16 protein-coding genes and 2 pseudogenes are annotated in these 18,376 nt (G+C 62.3%); 3 read left to right on the top strand and 15 right to left on the bottom strand.

From position 1 onward, the window contains the following. The first annotated feature begins 118 nt into the window (after nt 1–118). Complete coding sequence (locus ACLLJI_RS08390; RefSeq protein ID WP_434620159.1) at nt 119–1,177, top strand: LacI family DNA-binding transcriptional regulator; 1,059 nt, start codon at nt 119–121, stop codon at nt 1,175–1,177. Here ACLLJI_RS08390 and ACLLJI_RS08385 read toward each other — a convergent pair. Genes ACLLJI_RS08385 through pxpA form a run of 5 tightly spaced genes read right to left on the bottom strand, consistent with a single transcriptional unit; the run spans nt 1,174 to nt 5,440 of the window. Continuing rightward, nucleotides 1,174–2,148, bottom strand: coding sequence for a biotin-dependent carboxyltransferase family protein (locus ACLLJI_RS08385; protein ID WP_434620156.1), 975 nt, complete (start codon nt 2,146–2,148; stop codon nt 1,174–1,176). The two genes, ACLLJI_RS08390 and ACLLJI_RS08385, sit on opposite strands and share 4 nt — an antisense overlap. Then, the gene (locus ACLLJI_RS08380) at nt 2,138–3,052 is read right to left on the bottom strand and encodes a 5-oxoprolinase subunit B family protein (protein ID WP_434620153.1); all 915 of its coding nucleotides are present in this window, start codon (nt 3,050–3,052) and stop codon (nt 2,138–2,140) included. The genes ACLLJI_RS08385 and ACLLJI_RS08380 overlap by 11 nt, the downstream gene beginning before the upstream one ends. Then, the gene (locus ACLLJI_RS08375; protein ID WP_434620150.1) at nt 3,049–4,404 is read right to left on the bottom strand and encodes an acetyl-CoA carboxylase biotin carboxylase subunit; all 1,356 of its coding nucleotides are present in this window, start codon (nt 4,402–4,404) and stop codon (nt 3,049–3,051) included. The genes ACLLJI_RS08380 and ACLLJI_RS08375 overlap by 4 nt, the downstream gene beginning before the upstream one ends. Beyond that, on the bottom strand, nt 4,401–4,694 hold the full coding sequence (locus ACLLJI_RS08370) for an acetyl-CoA carboxylase (RefSeq protein WP_434620147.1): 294 nt from the start codon (nt 4,692–4,694) through the stop codon (nt 4,401–4,403). Before ACLLJI_RS08370 ends, ACLLJI_RS08375 begins: the two co-directional genes overlap by 4 nt. Further along, complete coding sequence (gene pxpA, locus ACLLJI_RS08365; RefSeq protein WP_434620144.1) at nt 4,691–5,440, bottom strand: 5-oxoprolinase subunit PxpA; 750 nt, start codon at nt 5,438–5,440, stop codon at nt 4,691–4,693. The genes ACLLJI_RS08370 and pxpA overlap by 4 nt, the downstream gene beginning before the upstream one ends. A gap of 115 nt (nt 5,441–5,555) precedes the next feature. Here pxpA and ACLLJI_RS08360 point away from each other — a divergent pair, with 115 nt between their 5' ends. Continuing rightward, nucleotides 5,556–7,040, top strand: coding sequence for a helix-turn-helix domain-containing protein (locus tag ACLLJI_RS08360; protein WP_434620141.1), 1,485 nt, complete (start codon nt 5,556–5,558; stop codon nt 7,038–7,040). Nucleotides 7,041–7,205: 165 nt separating this feature from the next. Here the strand turns inward: ACLLJI_RS08360 and ACLLJI_RS08355 are convergent, their stop codons facing one another. The 6 genes and pseudogenes from ACLLJI_RS08355 to ACLLJI_RS08330 all read right to left on the bottom strand — a co-directional run. Further along, nucleotides 7,206–9,767 (bottom strand): PKD domain-containing protein, encoded by a 2,562-nt coding sequence (locus tag ACLLJI_RS08355; protein WP_434620138.1) that lies wholly within the window; start codon nt 9,765–9,767, stop codon nt 7,206–7,208. Between the two features lie 121 nt (nt 9,768–9,888). Beyond that, on the bottom strand, nt 9,889–10,407 hold the full coding sequence (locus tag ACLLJI_RS08350; RefSeq protein WP_434620135.1) for a hypothetical protein: 519 nt from the start codon (nt 10,405–10,407) through the stop codon (nt 9,889–9,891). Between the two features lie 228 nt (nt 10,408–10,635). After that, nucleotides 10,636–10,899: a hypothetical protein gene (locus ACLLJI_RS08345; RefSeq protein WP_434621367.1), complete on the bottom strand. Its 264-nt coding sequence runs from the start codon at nt 10,897–10,899 to the stop codon at nt 10,636–10,638. 104 nt (nt 10,900–11,003) lie between these two features. Further along, a complete protein-coding gene (locus ACLLJI_RS08340) occupies nt 11,004–11,384 on the bottom strand; it encodes an FAD-dependent oxidoreductase (protein ID WP_434620132.1) in 381 nt (126 codons plus the stop codon). Further along, nucleotides 11,269–11,613 (bottom strand): annotated as a pseudogene (locus ACLLJI_RS08335) (FAD-dependent oxidoreductase); the annotation flags it as partial. The pseudogene ACLLJI_RS08335 and the gene ACLLJI_RS08340, both read right to left, overlap by 116 nt. Nucleotides 11,614–11,705: 92 nt before the next feature. Further along, nucleotides 11,706–12,017 (bottom strand): annotated as a pseudogene (locus ACLLJI_RS08330) (FAD-dependent oxidoreductase); the annotation flags it as partial. Between the two features lie 216 nt (nt 12,018–12,233). Between ACLLJI_RS08330 and ACLLJI_RS08325 the strand changes: the two are divergent. Continuing rightward, nucleotides 12,234–12,668, top strand: coding sequence for a hypothetical protein (locus ACLLJI_RS08325; RefSeq protein WP_434620130.1), 435 nt, complete (start codon nt 12,234–12,236; stop codon nt 12,666–12,668). Nucleotides 12,669–12,806: 138 nt separating this feature from the next. Here the strand turns inward: ACLLJI_RS08325 and ACLLJI_RS08320 are convergent, their stop codons facing one another. The 4 genes from ACLLJI_RS08320 to ACLLJI_RS08305 form a co-directional block, all read right to left on the bottom strand. Then, nucleotides 12,807–13,013, bottom strand: coding sequence for a hypothetical protein (locus tag ACLLJI_RS08320; RefSeq protein WP_434620127.1), 207 nt, complete (start codon nt 13,011–13,013; stop codon nt 12,807–12,809). 725 nt (nt 13,014–13,738) lie between these two features. After that, on the bottom strand, nt 13,739–14,701 hold the full coding sequence (locus ACLLJI_RS08315) for a ferritin-like domain-containing protein (RefSeq protein WP_283560675.1): 963 nt from the start codon (nt 14,699–14,701) through the stop codon (nt 13,739–13,741). 275 nt (nt 14,702–14,976) lie between these two features. Next, entirely contained in the window at nt 14,977–15,915 is a 939-nt protein-coding gene (locus ACLLJI_RS08310; protein ID WP_434620124.1) for an alkaline phosphatase family protein, read from the bottom strand. Between the two features lie 753 nt (nt 15,916–16,668). Beyond that, nucleotides 16,669–18,321 (bottom strand): ABC1 kinase family protein, encoded by a 1,653-nt coding sequence (locus ACLLJI_RS08305; protein WP_434620121.1) that lies wholly within the window; start codon nt 18,319–18,321, stop codon nt 16,669–16,671. Nucleotides 18,322–18,376 lie beyond the last annotated feature (55 nt).

Below are 18,376 nucleotides of genomic sequence, written 5' to 3'. Positions count from 1 at the left end.
CGTTTGGGTTGTGGCGTAAGCAACTCTAGAATGGGTTTCATGGCACGTCAAGGATTTTCTTCGTCCAACTTGTCGAGGGTTTCGTGCCACTCGACGGATTACCCGAAGCGGGGCTCGAATGAGTGACGCAAGCATGGGCGCCAGGGCGGTGACCTTGAAAGACCTGGCCGCCAGCTTGGGCGTTCACCCGTCCACGGTGTCTCGAATTCTGCACTCGGACAGCGACGTGGCGAAGGGCGCCGCATCGGCCGCCACGGCCCAACGCGTTCGTGACCTGGCTGAAAAGCTTGGCTACTCCCCCGACCCGCAGGCCACCAGCCTGCGGACAAGGCGGACTCGGATGGTGGGCGTCATTGTTCCCCGGCTCTCGGACCTTGTCCTGGCCGTCATGTACGAGGGCATTGACGAAGCGGCAGCCGGCATCAGCTATTCCACCTTTGTCATGAACTCCCGTGACGATCCGGTAAGGCAACGCCAAAAAATCGAAACAATGCTGGCCCGGCGGGTGGACGGTCTCATCATTGGCGATGCGCACCTCGATGACAATCTGCTCGCGGGGCTCACTACTCGAGGAGTCCCATTTGTACTGGTGAGCCGCCGAGTACCGGGTTACCCGTCGGCAACCTGTGACGATATCGTCGGCGGTCAACTCGTCGCGGAGCACCTGTGGGCCAAGGGGCACCGCGACGTGGCCATCATTGCCGGCGAATCTTATGCGAGCACTGCCGTCGACAGGACAAGCGGTTTCGTCACCCGTTGGAAGGAACTGGGCGGCACCATTCCCGACAGTGCAGTTGTCTGGTCCCGATTCGACACGGCCGGAGGACGCGAAGCGGCAGAAGCCATCCTGCAAAACCGCGGCCTCCTCCCCACTGCGGTTTTTGCCGTCAACGATTTCGCCGCCATCGGCGCCATGGGCGCCCTGCGATCCCACGGCCTGCAGGTGGGTCGGGACGTGGCCGTCGTCGGATTCAATGACACTTCGCTCGCGGCCGAACTGCCGGTTCCGCTGTCGTCGGTCCACTCCCCGATGCTTGACATAGGCAAAACGGCCGTCAACATGCTGCAACGCATCCTCAAGGGTGAGTCCGTCACATCCACCCGGCTGGCGCCGTCACTGTTCGTCCGGGAAAGCAGCGCCGCACACAGCACACGACGACGAGCTCCGGCTCGCTAGAGGATACTCCCCCAGAGTTTGCTGCACGCCGCCCTGTAGTCGGCGCGGGCGGCGAGTGCGTCCTCAATGGTGACGACCCGGAACCGGGTTTTTGTTCCCGGGGCGCTGCGCGCCAGCAAATCCATGTCGGCGCTAATGACTGTTGCGACCATGGCGTAGCCGCCACCGGACACCGCGTCCCGGTGCAGTGCGATGGGTTCTTTGCCGCCCGGTATCTGGATGGATCCCACCGCATAACCGGCGTCGACGATGTTTGACGGGTCTGAACCCGCACCGAAAGGCTGTTCACGCGGCCTCCATTCAATGACGGGTCCTGAGTACCGCAAGCCCGTCCTGTCCGCGACCGGAGTGAGGGTCCAAGTGGCGGAGAGCAGCGTTTCCATGCCGGCTTCGGTCAGCCGGTGGTCGTAGAGTCCGCGCACCACACGGATGCTTTGTTCCCGGGCAAATGTCGGCCGCTGTTCGGCGCCGATCCCGTCGAGCCCTTGGTTTCCTGCGGCTGTCCCGGGACCAACATGAAGGACATCCCCGGCTTGGAGCTTGCGGCCTTTGAAACCGCCGAGCGACCCGAGGGTGTAGGTTGACCGGCTGCCCAGTACGACGGGGACATCGATGCCGCCACGGACGGCGATGTAGAACCGTGTACCGGCCGTTAAAAAGCCGAATGACAGTTCATCCCCGGCTGACAGCTCCAATCGGGTCCATTGCTCACGGCTTTCGCCGTTGACTTTCACGTCCACGGGCGCGCCGGTGATGGCGACTACGGCGGAATCTGTTGTCCGAAACCGCGGCCCCAGGTACGTACATTCCAGAACCGCCTCCTCGGCGGTGTTGCCGACCACCGCGTTGGCCATCTCGGCTGACAGCTGGTCCATGGATCCACCCTGTGGAATGCCAACGTTGTAGTAGCCGAGCCGGCCGCGGTCCTGAACCGTGGTGGATAGTCCGGGTTCGTCTATTTCAAATGCCATTGAGCCGCTCCAGAATCTCATTGTTGTAGCGCACCGGATTCTCCAACGCTTCCGCCAGGTTGAACGTCACAGAAGCCTGCCGATACACGAAGGTACCGTCCTCAACCTGCTCTTGAATCCGCTCGTATTCGGTTTTGTCCACAGGGCGGAACTTGACGATGTCACCGGGCTTGAAAAAGATCATGAAGCTTTTGAAGTCCGGCAACTTTTGCGCCGGATCAAAGATCGGGGCCGCCGCGACACCGAACATCTGGTAGCCGCCCGCTCCCCGCACCGAATAGATACAGGCGAAACAGCCTCCATGGCCGACCGTCAGCGCAGGAGTATCCGTGCGGGGACTTAGGTATTTGGGCACCTCAAGCTGCTGATCCCGGGGAACCATCTGGAACATAAACGGCAAACCGGCAACGAATCCGACCATGGAAACCAGCCAGGGATTGCTGTGGTGCCTGCGAATGAACTCAGCAGCGGAGGTCAGGTGGTTCGCTTCTGCGGCGAAGCCCAGGTCCGTGCCGTTCGGGCGTTGGTGGCCGGCTCTGAATCGTGCACCTGTCTCGCGGGTGAACGGGTCGTCATACCAGACAGGAATCTCAATGATCCGGGTTTCCAAGGTACGGTTCGTCGAACCGTCAACTTCCAGCTCGATGGCCCTGACCTCGGCTTCGAGCCCAGCCGGCGCCAACTTATCCGGATCAAAGCGAATCAACAGGGAAGCGTTGGCGGGACAGACGTCTGAGATCCCGGGCAGCGCCCTGGCGGCGAGCACGGACGCCATCGAATTGGCCTTGAAATTTGCCACAAGGCTCATCGATTCGTCGATCTCGACGAACAAGAACTCGTCGCCGCCCCAGGTGTACCGGGCCGTTCCCTGCAAATCTTTGGTGTCACCGTCGTTGTTGCTCATGCCAGGGACTCCAGCAGGTCAGTGGCCGTCTCGATGAACCTGGAGTGGTGTTCCACCTCGCGCAGTTCGGGAAGGAGGATCAAGGCCTTGAGCATGGGGACCGTGGTGGTGACGCCCTCGATGTTTACTTCCCCCAGCGCATGGCCGGATCGGACGATCGCCCGATGCCTGTCCTCATTCCAGACCACCAGCTTCGCAAGGAGCGAGTCGTAGAAAGGAGCCACCGTGGAACCCGCCACGAAGCCGGAATCCACTCGAATACCCGGTCCGCCGGGCCAATCGAGCCGGGTCAGCACGCCGGGGCTGGGCATGAAGCCATTCTTCGGGTCCTCGGCATTGATGCGGAATTCGAAGGCGTGTCCCCGAAAGACAACGTCTTCCTGACGGAGCTGCAACGAACCACCGGATGCCACCAAGAGTTGTTCCCTGACCAAGTCCAGTCCCGTGATCATTTCGGTAATCGGATGTTCCACCTGCAAACGGGTGTTCATTTCAATGAACGCGACCTCGTGGTTAATAGGGTCGTAGAGAAACTCGACAGTACCCAACCCTGAGTAGCCGCATTTCTGGCCCAGATGGACGGAGGACTCGAGCATCCGCGCGCGAACCTGCTCAGGCAGATTCGGCGCCGGAGCTTCCTCCATGACCTTCTGCTGCCGCCGCTGCATGGAACAGTCGCGGTCCCCCAGGTGGATGACATTTTTGCCGTCACCCAGGATCTGAACCTCCACATGCCGGGCACGCTCGACAAATCGTTCCAGGTAGACGGAGGAGCTGCCGAAGGCCGCAGCGGCTTCTGCCTGGGCGACTTCCACTGTGGACAACAGGTCCCCCTCGGCAACAACGAGGCGAATGCCTCGTCCACCCCCCCCGGCGGCTGCTTTGACCACCAGTGGATAGCCTATATCGCGGGCAATACTAACAAGGTCCGCGTTGGCAGGCGCCGCGCCGTCGGTCCCGCGAAGGGTTGGCACGCCGGCATCCTTCGCCGCCTGCCTGGCCTGGGCTTTATCACCCATCATCTCGATTGACTCAGGCGCAGGACCCACCCAAGTCAGTCCAGCGGCAATGACAGCCTTGGCGAACCTCGCGTTCTCGGACAGGAAACCATAGCCGGGATGGACGGCATCGCAATCAAAGTCCATTGCGGCTTTCAGGACGGCCTCGTGATCGAGGTAACTGCGGCTGGCCGGGGCCGGCCCAATGACGGCACACTCGTCGGCCAACTGAGCCGCAAAGGATTGAGCATCAGGTTCGCTGGCCACGACAACCGTTGCAATGCCGAGCTCCCGTGCGGATCGGATAATGCGGACTGCAATTTCGCCTCGATTAGCGATCAGGAGTTTCTTCACGGTGCCACCTCTACCACAGCGATCACGTCACCGGGATTGACGGCGCCATTGTCTTCGACCTCGAAGCTCGTGAGCACGCCTTGGACGTCGGAGCGGATTTCACTGAACTGTTTCATGATTTCGATGACGCCAATTGTTTGACCAATTTCAATGCGGTCACCTTCGGAGGCATAGGCGTCTTTTCCTGGGCCGGGCTTCCGGTAAAACAGCCCGGGGAGGGGGGACACGATGGCATGGGACATGAGGAACCTTTCGGGGTGATAACGGGAGGATTGGCCGCCATAGGTCATGCGGTAGAGAGCGCCTGCTTTACGGCTTTGGCGACGGCTGGGGAATTCGGCGCGTCGGAGTGAACGCAGATGCTGCTGAAATCAATGGTGATGAGTGACCCGTCCGACGCTTCGACAACGTCATCGCGCAGCACTCTACGCACTCGTCCGGCAGCCGCGGCCGGGTCAGTTGGTTCGGGGCGACGCTGGATGAGCAGCTCCCCCGCGGAACCATAATTCAAGTCGACGTAGAGTTCGCCAACGAACGGAACACCCATTTCGTCGCAGACCCTTTGGTGCGCGGTGCCGGCCAGCCCATAAATGGGGACGTCGTACAGTTTGGCTACGGCTGCGGCGCCTCTCATCAGGTCTTCATCCCGGGCAAGCATTCCGTAGAGCGAGCCGTGGGGTTTGATGTGGTGCAGTTCTACACCGGCTTTTTTGAGGAATCCGCAAAGCGCGCCTACCTGATACAAAATCAGCGACTCAACTTCGCCAGGAGTCAGCTTCATTTCCCGGCGGCCAAAGCCGACGATGTCCGGCAAGCCCGGATGCGCGCCAATCTTCACCCCGTGGTTCTTGGCTGCCATAACGGTGGCTTCCATGGTGTCAGGATCGCCGGAGTGGAAACCACACGCGACGTTTGCGACGTCGATGCTTTCCATCAGTTCGAGGTCGTTCCCAAATGAATGTAGGCCCAGAGCCTCGCCCAAGTCCGAATTGACTTCAATTGCAGCTGTGACCCTTTTCGCGTTCTCTTCTCGCATGGGAAAAACCATACGGAAGACAGCGAGCGCAACCTAGTGGGCAGTTGCACAGTAAAGTCGTGTAGGACTAAACACGTCGCACAGGTGCCCCATCTGTGGTCGTTCAAGGAGACTTATGAAAGTTTCGGACCTGCTGGCCGAGGACGCGCTCCAATTGCGTCTGCACACAGCCTCGACGGCGGCACGGCTGGCCCGCTCCATCAGCTTTTGTGCCCCGGCCGAGTTCCTGGACCCCACACCCTTTCTGAGCCCGAACTGCCTTCTCATCACGAATGGCATCGGATTCAATATTTCTGACGACCGCACTTGGGACGCCTACGTGGAGAGGTTGGCCGGGGTACCTGTGGCCGCAATTGCGTTCGTCACGGGGACAGCCCACCGGCTGATTCCGTCCGGCTTGGTCAGGGCGGCCTCGAACCATGATGTTCCGCTCCTCGAGGTTCCCCGCGTTGTCCCGGCGCTTCAAGTTCACCGTCTTGTGACGGGCATACTTGAAGCGGAACGCTTCGCCTTGACCAAACAATCTTGGGCGTTAGCCGACCGTTGCGCAAAAATTGTCGGCGGGGGCGGCACAATGAACCGTTTGCTGGCCGAGGTTTCTGAGGCCGCCCAAAGTCAGCTGGCAATCCTCGATGCCACGGGGTCCGTGGTCGCCTATTGGCCGCAAGGATCACATTGGGGTCCGGAAGATCTCAGTCCAGGACGGACCGGGGATGAGGCCGTTTCCTTTGAACTCCCCATGGGCGGGACGGATACGTATCATCTGGTAGCCCGCGGCCGGCTGTCCCGAGAACCGCTGGCGACGTTACTGGGACCCGTCTCATCCATCCTCGCCATCCAACTCACCAACGCGCTCAGGGTCGCCGGGTCGAGACAGGGAAAGTTGGAAACCCTATTGGCACAATTTGGGGACTGGCAGGGCGTTGCGCTGGAAGAGCTCACACGGACTTTCAGCGCCAGCGGATTTAATCCGCTAGAGGCCACGTTTCTCGTTGTCGCCCGGCTGGATCCTGCCGATTTGTCCCCCGCGTGGAAGATTCGGCTGGCAATTCAGGAGATCTTCACGAGCAGTCAACTTCTGACGGCTCAGAACAGTCTTTACGTATTCGCCCAATCACCACAATCAACGACGTCATCCGCGGCTGAGGTCACCCGACAGATTCTGGCGTCATGCCGTCTGGTGGCGGGGAATCTTCCCATCGTCATCAAAGACGCGGCGGACAGCGTGGACGAGTTGCGGCTGGGCCTCGCCGACGCGCTCCACGGCGTGCGTCACGTTTCAGAACCGGTCATCGCTGCCCCTTTGGAGATACAAGCCCTCATCGCCGCGGCGGCCGGCGGAGGCGCCCGGGCCGCGGCCCGGAAACTGCTGGCACCCGTGATCAGCTACGACCAGAATCATGGCAGCGAGCTGCTCAAGACGCTCGAAACCTACCTAAAGTGCAACGGGCAGTCCTCCCCCACCTCCCAAGCGCTCTACATCCATCGCAACACGCTGAGCAACCGGCTGCGGTTGTTGGCGAATCTGCTGCGGCTGAAACTGGACACTCTGGACGGCCAGGCAACGTGTCTCATGGCGCTCAGGATCACGGCCGTCTAGACTCCTGGACCCAACGTTCAACGGATCTTCAAGATCGTCCTGTGCCAGCCCTTCCGTGCAGCGCCTGCCAGCCGCTTCCCGCGCCGGTCGGCCGGACCCAAACGGCCGCTGTCGGGCTTGAACGGAAACGAAAACGGCCTGACCCGGCGCGGACGACGACGGCCCTCAGTTGACGGTGGCAACGGCGCCGAGGTCAAAGGTCACATCAGGGGTCGCGTGGTAGTTCAGGTGGGTCTCCACAGCGATGGTGTTGATCCCGTCGACCAGCAGGGAAAGGGCCACGTTGACGGTCACCGGGCTCATCGCGGCTTTAGCCGTGCGGAATCCCGTCGCCGCGTAGGTCCCGAAGGTGATCGGTCCGGTGGGCATGCCGCTCCGGACCACTTCCGTACCATTGACATAAACCACCACGCCATCGTCGGCTATCGTCTGCAGCGACAACTTCGATACCCTTGAGGCCGTCGCAACGTTGAACTGACTGATGAAATAGGCTGCCAGGGGACGGCTGCTGGCCGGACCGGACACGTCGATGTTCGTGCCCAGCCCCGTCGTGCCGAAGCCCAATGTCCCCGGCCCTACGTTCCACGATGACGCGTCAAAGCCCCGGTTCTTCCAGGCTGAGTCCGGAGCGGTCGAGGCAAAGCGCCAGCTCCAGGACGACTTTGTAGGCACGACGACGACGTCGACCGGACCCGTTGCCGCAGCCACCGTCACGGGAGCGGACATAACACCCGTGCCGCCCTGGTTATCCGTCACGGTCAGGGTCACGGAGTAGGTGCCGGCCGCCGCGTAGGTGTGTGCCGCCGTCGCCCCGGTCCCCGTCGTTTGATCGCCGTAGTCCCAGGCGTAGGAGGCGACGGACCCGTCCGGGTCCGAGGACGCCGAACCATCTACTGACGCATCAAGGCCGGACACGCTGCTGCTGAACGTCGCCACCGGCGACTGGTTGGGTGCCGGCCCGCCCCCGCCCCCGGCAGTAGTGGCGGTCGCCGTCAGGTCAAAGCTGATGTTCGCCGTCGCGTGATAGTTCAGGTGCGTCTCAGCGGCGACGGTATTGGTCCCATTCACCAGCAGCGACACGGGGACCTCAAACACCACCGGATTTGCCGTGGCAACCGAAGTGTTGGTGGTCGAGGAGGCATAGGTATTGAACGTCACGGGCCCGGCCGGCATATTGCTGCGGCCCACTTCCGTGCCGTTGACGAAGACGACGACGCCGTCATCGGCAACCGTCCTCAGTGACAGTTTGGTCACCGCGGAAGCGGTGTCCACGGTGAATTTTTTGATGAAGTAGCCAGCCAAGGGCCGCGTGCTGGCGCCCCCGGTGACGTCGATGTTTGTGCCGAGCCCGGCGGTTCCAAACCCGAGGGCGCCGGCTCCCGATTTCCACGCCGACGCGTCATAGCCGGGATTTTTCCAGGCCGCGTCAGGGGCCGTGGGAGCGAACCGCCAGCTCCACGCCGCCTTCGCCGGCACGACGACGGTATCCACGGCGGGGGCGGGGGCGGCGGCGGTCACCGTCACGGAACCGGTCGTTGATGCCGTCGCGCCCTGATTGTCGGTCACTTTCAGGTTCGCCGCATAGGTACCGGCCGCGGCATACGTGTGCGAGGGTGAGACGCCCGTGCCGGAGGATCCGTCCCCGAAGGTCCACGCGTATCCTGCCAGGCCGCCGGCACCCGTGGATCCGGAGGCGTCGAATGTCGCGGAAAGCGCGTTGGTGGTGGAGGTAAAGGACGCCACGGGCGCCACTGCGGTCCCGAAGGGGACGCGTTGAATCTGAAGAACGTCCGCCGTGCTGACGACCGTCACCTTCAGCCATTCGGCCACCGTGGGTCCGCCCTGGATGGTGATTCTGGACAGGTTGGGGACCGGGGTGGAAATGCCGTAGTAGGACAACCATGTTGAGGAGGCCAAGGGCTTGTCGCTGACGAAGGTGTGGGTATCTCCGTTGAACAAGAACACCGGCTTGCCATACGCCGAGGCCTCCGCGGCGATTGCCTTCACCAACGGGCCAAAAGCGGTGCGGTTCGGCGAACCGGTAAACATGTCGGCCTGCGTAATCAGGGCCACGGCCCTGCTGTTATTGGTCTTCGCGGTGGAAAAGGCGCTGCGGATGAGCGAGATATCCGCGGTGTTCCGAGCGTCCACTTCCGCCTTCTGCTCAGCCGTGACCGCTGTGTTGCCCTTCCACCAGGCCAAATCGTTTTCCGATCCGACGATGTGGACCAGGCCAAACGTGATGCCTTCCTGATCCAGCAGCACGTTCTCCGGATAGCCCGACTGGGCAGTGACGGCCACCGGGTTCTGGCCAAGACTTTGGCCCGGTTGGGGGAAAAATACCTGGCGCACCGCCGCCAGACGGTTCAGCGGATTGGCCGCGCCCACGGAAGCGCTGGAGCAATCGGCCCACTCATTGTCGCCGGGTGTATAGAGGAGCGGATCCACGAATTGGTCGAAGTCCGACTTGATGGTGGAATAGTACGAATCGGAGCAGTTGGGCGGGCCGCCGATATCGCCCAGATGGCTCACCAGCTGCACGTCGGTATCGGCATTGATCTGGGCTATGCGCTGCGGAAACATGGACAGCTGCGTGGAGCCGTAGGGGATGTCGCCAATCACGGCAAAGCTGAACGGCGCAGCAGCCGAGCCTGCTGCTGCCAGCACCGGCGTGAGAGCCACGGAAAATATGGCCCCGGCAAGGATCGAAGCAAGCCTGCGCTTCACGCTGTCTCCTACTGCTGGTGGGCTAACCTGGGAGACCTGCTTGCCGCGGACTGATTCTCAGCCGGCCGTGCCACAACCCCCCACCCAAGGTTCTTGCCGACAGCACACCGGTAGTCGAACGCTACAATCCACCCGGGGGCCTGTCCAGACGGGGGTCTGACTGACGGCGCGGTGACTGACAATTCGACTCCGCCCCGATCCTGCCTCTTCGATGATGTGTTGTCATGGCTGTACTGGATACCGGAGCGATGATGAAGGAGCCGCCCTTCCGCTTCACGCTCCAGAGACAGACTGAGCCATTTTCGCTCCGCGCGGCAACTGTGTGCTTGATCTGAAGAACGTCCACGTCTTCCGGGTATTCGCAGCCCGTTCGCAGGGTGAACTCGGCGGCGAACCTCAGGTTGACGAGCGTCGAGAGTCTTTTGAGCGCTCTAAGGGACAGGAACGTCCACGCCCACACCAGAACCCACGGGCCGAGCACCACCACCGGGCCCCACTCGTGCAGCCACGGCTTGACCAGAAAGGCAGCGGCGAAGAATAACAGCGAGGCCGCCACTGAGACAACTTTCAGTCGCACTTCCCTGTGCCAGAGCTTTCGAATCTCAGGGAAGTTCAGCATGATCGGAGCGGGGTCGTCCATGCCGCCTCCAATCTCAGCGCCGCACATCCTGGCGGTTGTCGCTTGGTTCACAATGTCGCAGCAAGTGCGGGAAGCGTCAATGCGTAGAGGGAAGTGGCTTCCCTGGGTCAGCACGGTGGTTCAGTAGTCGCAAACGATCCCGGAGCGGACACCGCGTGGGCGGAGCAGACACCGCATTCGTCGAAAACCTCCAGGATGGGATTCCAGCGGCGCCGTATGGATCCACGGTTATCGGTGACGCCGTTGCAGGACTGCCCGGTCCAGCCGCCGCCGCCGAAGAAACACCAGAGCCTGCATGGACCGGCGGATGAGCGGAGCGGCCAGCCGACCCCGGGCATCGGCGATGGCGGCGTTCCACACCCCGTCGGAGTAGGTCGGATAGGCGTGCGTGATCCCGGCGATATCGGAGGTCGTGAGGTTCTTTTGCACCGCCAGGGTCAGTTCGGCCAGGGATTCCCCGGCCCGCGGGTTGACGATGGTCCCGCCCCAAATCCTGCCCCGCCGGTCCGATCAACCGGGTGAACCCGGCGGTGGACCCGTCGGTCACGGCCCGGTCAATATGGGCATGTCTGACGGTCCGGGCCAGGGTGCGGCCGTTACTCCCGGTTTCGGTCAGTCCGACGGCGGCCAGCTCCGGAGAGGTGTACGTGACCCTCGGGATCGTGGTGCTGATGCGTCGGCTGAGGCCGAGAACGGCGTTGGAGGCTGCGACGCTGGCATGCACGCGGTGTCCGGCCGGGGGCCAGCAGGACCGTGTCCGCCTCAACGAACGTTCCATCCACCAGGTGGATGCGCGAGGCGCCTTGCGCATCGGTGGCCCGCTGAACGCTGACGTGGTCGAGAATGCGGACGCCGTCGGCTTCAAGGCTTTCCCGCACGACGGCGGCAGCCTCCGGATCTTCCTTGGCCAGGACCCGGGAACGGACGATCATGGTCACCTCCGAGCCGAGGCGGGCAAAAAGCCTGTCCCAGTTCACAGCCGACCGGACCGCCGCCGACGATGGCCAGCCGGGCCGGGAGATCGGATGGGTTACAGATCGTTTCCGACGTCACTGTCGCGGACACGTTCAGACCCGGAATCGTAGGGCTGACCGGTTCAGCGCCGGTGGCGATGAGGGCCTGCCGGAACCGGATGGTCCTGCCATCGACGTCGACCACGCCCGGCGCGACGAATCTGGCGGCACCCTTGACGACCTCCACCCTGCTGCTTCCAGCGCTGCGGGGGAATCGACTGGTTCGATTGTGTGGATCGTCCGGAAAATCCTTTCCCGAACGGCGGCAAAGTCAGGCGCACGCCCCGTTAAAGCCCGCTCGGTCGTTGCGCGTTCGGCCGCCGAAAGGATGGTTTTGGAAGGGACACACCCGGTCCACAAACAGTCCCCTCCGGTGTGCTCACGCTCCACAGGGACCGTCCGGGCTCCGAAGCCCGAGGCCGTCTTGGCTCCAATGATGCCCGCCGTGCCACGCCCGATGACCAGAAAATCGACAATCCCGGCACAGTTCGTCACCAGGCACCCCTTCGTATTGAAATATGTTTCCCCTACGGCTACCGTACCGCCCGAAAATGACGCCGCCACCGTGGCAGGCCGCGCCCGATAGGAGAACACCATCCGCGACAAATACGCCGTCGTCACCCCGTTCTACGACATCCTTCAGCCGAGTACCCGGTCTACCGTGCAGGCCGGCTGCGTGGCATCGACGCCCTGGACCCTTCGCCGGTGCAGCAGATCCTGGACGTCGGTTGCGGCACAGGGTTGAACTTCAGCCTCCTCCAGCGGCGGATCGGCCCCACCTGAATCATCGTCGGCATCGACCGAAGCCCACAAATGCTGTACCGGGCCCGCCGGCGTGCCGCAGCCCATGGCTGGGACAACGTCATCCTCATCCAGGCAGACATGACCACGCTCGACCCGTCCATAATCGGCGCCCACATCCGCGACAGCGGCGGTTCCGCTGCCTCCGAGGCAGCTTTGGCGACTTACTCGTTGTCTCTGATGCCTCATTGGAGGACAGCATGGAAAAACATGACGACGCTGCTGCGCGGGGATGCCCGGGTCTGCGTCGTGGACATGCAATACCCTATCGGCCGGGCAAGGTGGCTGGCCCCGCTGGCACGGCTTGCCTGCGCTCTGGGAGGGGCGGACATCACCGCCCATCCCTGGCAGGCAGTGGAGGAAACGTGTACCGACGTCACCAGCGCATCAACACGGGGAGGCCACCTGCAGATCCGCGCCGGCCGGCTAGGCCGCCCCACGACGTAGCCGTCTTCCCCGCAAAGGGGCGGCGCTGAACGGGGTAAGGCGCGGTGGTGTCGTGGCCCGATCATCGATTCCATGTTGGCTATATTCTGGGCGGACCGTTTGATTTTCTCGATCAGACTCCCATGATCAAAGCCGGGCTCAGGGACGGCCTCGGAATTCTTCATCATCGCGGTGCCGGTGCTGCGCGATCGCAGCACCGGCGGCGGTCGCGGCCTTCAGAACCAGCAGGAATATGCCCAGGTTCAGGGCATAGGGCATGGCCAGTGCGGTGGGGGTTGCGGTTGCGGTGCGGTGAATATCAGTGGCAGGACCACGAGCGATACCGCCGCGCCGACGGTTCACCATTGACGTCCAAGGCAACCAGCGTTAACTCGTCCCAGGCATACTCACGCGGTACCGGTGCCACGGTGACTTGTTTACGTCCACCCGGGATCCATGGCGGCGGCATGGATCTTCGCTTCGGAAGCGGTGCGGTTCACCGGTAAGGCACTGGGTCCCTATCCCGGGCAGCACGGAGCAGGCGACAAAAAGGCAATGGATGCCCGCTCCACCGCACTCTTGACGCCCGTAACCACCGGCCGGCTGAAAAGCTTCGGGTCAACCGTCCACAGCTTCGCCAATAACAGCGGAATGCAGGCGATACCTGTGGCCACATGCGTGCCCTGACTCAGCCGGTACAGCCAGCCGGGACGGGTCAACACCGGCTGCCACGGTAATGGCTCCTGCAAAAAATGCGAATACAGCCCGGCGACGAAACACGTCACTCATGCCAGACCCAGCAACCGGCCCACCAGACCGGCGCGCGTTCCGAGGTCAAAATCCTTCCGGCGCACGAACGGATTACAACCGCCACACCGACGGATTACAAGAGTCGGAGCCACACGAACCGGCCCTCTCGGCTGGCTCCCGGATGCCCAAGGGGTGGCTTATGGACCGGGAAATTCAACTGCACCGGGAAATTCATCGAGCCGTCCGAAGCGGCAGGACGTAAAAACGGTTCCGGTGGTTTTCCCGGGGCGGCCGTCGCCCCGGGAATACCACCGTCTCAATGGGCCTGCTGGTGTCTGGGCCTAGTCACCGTCCCCGTCGTTGTCACCGCTCGTGTTGATCACGCCGTTCACCCCGGCCGGGAAGAACCCGCCCGAGCGGACCGCTTCAGAGTTCAGGTACGCGATGTTCAGTACCTGGGCCGCGCTGCGGCTGAATGCAAGACCGTTCGCGTCCGCCGGTACAATATTTGCCGCGGTGCTGGTCCCGATGCCCTGGTCGAGGTCTGTGGGGCCGTCCAGGCTGTCCCGGGCGTCGGAAATCTTTTGCACGGTGGGATAGATGATGGACGGTGCACCAACGCCGAGTGTGTACAGCGTGGTCCTGATGAGGCCGGCATGATAAGCCTCCACCGCCAGGATGCCGGCGGCGGCTTCCAGATAGGTCTTATTGCTGATCAGCGGGGCCGCCCCTTTATAAGCGGTCACCCCCACATCCTCGAAGATGAACGCAGCGAACAGGAAGTTCAATTCGTTCGCATACGCGTCGAACGTCTGGTAATTCCCGATGATGCCCGCCGCCCTGGCGGCCGCCGTGAAGCTGGCATCCAGGCTGATCCGTGGCCTGGACACTGCCGCTCCACCCAAGGCACTGCGCAGGAAGGTCACATGTGCCTTTTCGTCGGCGGCAATCTCCTGCGCGAATCTTTTAATGAAGGGCGTGACAAATGGGACCGCCCGGCCTCCATCGACCGGGCCCCGGGTGCCGGTTCCGGTCGTCATGTTGTCGGGCAGTCCGACCCCGGTGACGGCCCGGAGATAAAACTCGGCCTCAAGGTATTCAAGATTCAGCGCGAAATTCAGGATCGCGGAATCGCTGGGCGCCTGCGCATCGGCCGTGGCTGCGCCGGCCGCAGCGCTGGAGGCCATGATGGCAGCCCCCGCACCGAAACCGGCAATCCCGGCGGCTCTGAAAAAGCGGCGCCGGTCCACGGAATTTTCCGCGCTCCGGCCGATGGCGTCGATAATGAAACGTTGGTCGAACATCTTAGGTTCTCCTGCCATTTTCGGTAAATGGCGGGGGCAGGATTCCCCAGCACGCATCCTCCATATGCGACTGCCCTCGTCGCCGCAGCCCTCATGACCGTGACAGAAGTCACCATACCTGACCCTGCCAGCCGTGGGAAGCTTCCGCGTTGACTCAGCAAAGATGCCCGCGCGCGTACGTAAGGGGAATCCTTTGACAATGTCCGCGCAACAGGTCCGACCACCGCCCGTTTGAGCCGTCTCCCTGTCCGAGGAAAGGCCGGATGGCCGCGCGGCTATCGGAGCATGTCGGTCATGATCGGCGCGTTGCTGTCGTTGCCCGTCAGTGGTGCCAGGCCCCACGAGCTTTCTATCGTATGCAGCAGGGAATAGTGACTGTAGGCCACATCGGAGGTGTACACCTTTTTGGCGGCAGGCCCCGCGAAAATCGTCGACACCTTATTATTGGCCCCGCTGCCCTCGTCCCAGGTGATCACCAGGAGCGAATTCTGCGTCGTAAAGGCCGGTGAGGCCAGGATCTGTGGCACCTGCTGCGACAGCCAGGTGTCCCCGGTCTGCACCGAACAGTCATGCATGTCATTGCACATATCCGGGCTGATGAACGCATAGTCAGGCAAAGTTGAGGCGCCCTTAAGGTCGGCCCCGAGCTGCGAGAACGGCACGTCGTGCGCGGCGCAGGTGGCCTTGTTGTCTGTGACGCTGGGATAGTACATAAACGGGTTGTGTTTCACCGCGTAAGACCCCGAGTTGTTCGGGGTGCAGGGAGCGGGCATGCCCTCCGCATACATCTTCCAGATCCGGCCGGATTGCTGAATTTCACCGGTGAGGGCGGGCACCCTTGCTGTGCAGTCGCCGCCCGGCGGGTTGCAGTCGTTCGTAATACCGGCGTTTGTACCGCTGGTCAGGGCGAGGTAGTTGGGCAGGCTCGGGTGCGTCACCGCCTGGTAGTTGGTGGCCAGCGAATAACCGGCGGCGAGCTTGTTGATAAACGGGGCCGCCGCATTGCCGATGATGTTGGAGGAAGGCTTGTTCTCCTCAACAATGATCACCACATGTTTTAGCCCGCGGGATGCCGTCCCGGTGGTGGGCGCGCCGGTCCCTTGCTGGTTCTGCGCGGCGTCCCGGGACGACAAGGGCGACGGCGGCCCGGCAGTCGGGCTTTCAGCTACACAGCCCGTGGCCAGCACGAGCGTGAGGACGCTGAGAAATAACACACCATTGCGTCCATTTTTTAGCCTCATGCCTCGATGGTAGTTCAGGCTGCGAACCCGTTCGCGCATCTGCAAAAAAATAACTTGCCGGACAAAGAACGCGCCTCTCCTGCCTCAACTGACGGGCAACTCCGTGACCGCGGCCGCTGCTATGGCTTCCCGGATGCGCCGCAGCCCGGCATCGGCGGCCGAGTTGAACGTTGCAGTCGGTCGCCTCGGCAACAGCTTTCGGACACCGGAAGCGTCCGGCATGGCGTCAGAACTCGTTCTCTGGACCTTCGTAAACAAGCAGGTCCACGCCAAACCACTGCCTCAGATAAACTCGCAGATTCCGCATGTAAGAACGATATCTTTCACATGTGACAGTCCGCTGAACGCATTCTTAACGTTGACCTAACGGCATCAGCTGACCTGACTGCACGGACTGGGTGCCCGCTGGACGCCAAGCCCGCGAATCGGCTCACCAGTACCGGGCTCATCATTGCCCTTCCCGTCCTCGGCACCACCATGTATTCCCAACTGACCGGTCCCGGCACCGGGCCCGCGGTGCGGACAGCTCCCGCCCCGTCCTCACTTTTATCGCCCTGTGGGTGCTTGTCTTCCTCTCGGCCGCCTAACCGCTGGCGGCTCGGCCCTGGCCCTGATGCTGCTCCTCCGGTGGCGTTAAAGTCCGAATAAACGCGCTTCGTTTTGTTGGCAGGCTGCCGGGATGCCCAACATGTGCCCGCATGGACAGGTGCCCGGACCGCGCCGTGGTCAGGGGGACCTGCGTCGACGCCGGGCTGTCCACGCGAGGTAGGTGCCGAGGCTGCCCACAGCCCCCAGTCCGGAACCTATCAACGGCCCTTGCCACTTCTGCCAGCGCAGGCTGTCACCGGTACTGATTTCTCCCACACCACGGATAAGCGCTGCGGCGATCATGGCGACTACGACCCGATTGCCCATTCGTTCCAGACGTGCGACGAGCGGTTCGAGTTCAGCGGCCCGGAGGTGGACCTCGACACCGGTTCGATCCACCAGCGAAAAAAACCGGCGAAGCTGTTGAGGCAGCTCAAGGCCGAGCTGGACTGCCTCGGAGCCTGCCATGCCCAGGCGCCGGGCAAGCGCAGCCGGGGAGAATCGCTCGAGAGCCAAACGCTGTATGTGCGGTTCCAGCGCCTCTGCCAACTTAAACCCGGGATCAAGTAGTACGCCCATACCCTCAGTCATAACGATCATTTTCATCAGCAGGGCCATCTCCCGCGGTAACTGGAGGTGGTGCCTGCGCAGGATGGCGAGTGCTTCGGTGATCACGCGGCCGACGGGAATTTCTGCCAAGCCGCAGTCGGCGTAGAGCCTTATCACGGGAATAAGGTCTGCCTTCAGCAGGGCCGGATCCGTTGCTGACCTCCTCGCGGTCATCGCCTGCAGGGCATTGGCAACTTTGTCCGCGTCTTTTGAAACGAGTGCCTCCAGGAGATTCCCCAGCTGCTCACGCAGTTCGGCATCCACGTTTCCAACCATTCCGAAATCGATCAGCCCGATCGTCCCACCGGGGCGGATGAAGAGGTTTCCCGGGTGCGGATCGGCATGGAAGAAACCATCGTCAAAAATCATCTTCGCGGCTGTTCCGGCCGCCCGGGTAGCGAGTTCACGCCGGTCGATGCCGGCGGCGTCCAACGCCGGCAGGTCATTGACCTTGATGCCGCGGATACGTTCCATGGTCAGCACCCGGGTCGTCGTCGTGTCCCAGAAGATGGCGGGGATGTTGATACCCGCATCGTCAGCGAAGTTCCTGGCGAAGCGCTCCGCGTTGCGTCCTTCCTGCAGATAGTCCAGTTCAGCGCGCAGGGTTTGTGCGAATTCGGAGGCAATCCCTGGAAGGTCATAGTCCGCGGCAGCTTCCCAGTGCCGGCCCGCTTGCACCGCAAGGTTCTGGAGGATTTCCAGGTCTTCCTCGACCTGTACGACGACGCCTGGGCGGCGGACCTTGACCACCAGTTCGGAGCCGTCGGCTAAGGATGCGGCATGGGCCTGTCCGATGGAGGCCGAGGCCAAAGGGACCCGGTCAAACACCGCGAAAAGTTCTGCGGTGCCCTTGCCCAATTCCTGCCGGATAAGGTCTTCAATGACGTCAGCGGAAACGGCAGGCGCAGAGTCCTGCAACTTGGCCAGTTCCAGTTGGTAGGCCGGGGGCACAAGGTCGGGTCGGGTCGAAAGGGTCTGGCCCAGTTTAACAAAAACGGGTCCCAGCTCTTCAAGGGCCAACCGTACATGTTCAGGCGGCGTGACCCGTGCAGTCAATTCCGGTGCGTTTTCAGGGGTGGTCGGAAGCCATTTCTGAATTCCGCTGACGCCAAGCAGGAACGCCAACCCGTGGCGTGAAAAAGTCTCCGCAATGAAGCGATACCGATTCAAATGGTTGCTCACTCGAAAATCCTTCCGTCCGGTAGTAGGGTGCTCCAGCGCCCTGAGTCTATTCGTT

Source organism: Arthrobacter sp. A5, assembly GCF_051131705.1.
Lineage (GTDB): Bacteria > Actinomycetota > Actinomycetes > Actinomycetales > Micrococcaceae > Arthrobacter_M.
The sequence above is the reverse complement of the archived record's forward strand: the minus strand, read 5'-3'. Positions and strand labels throughout refer to the sequence as shown.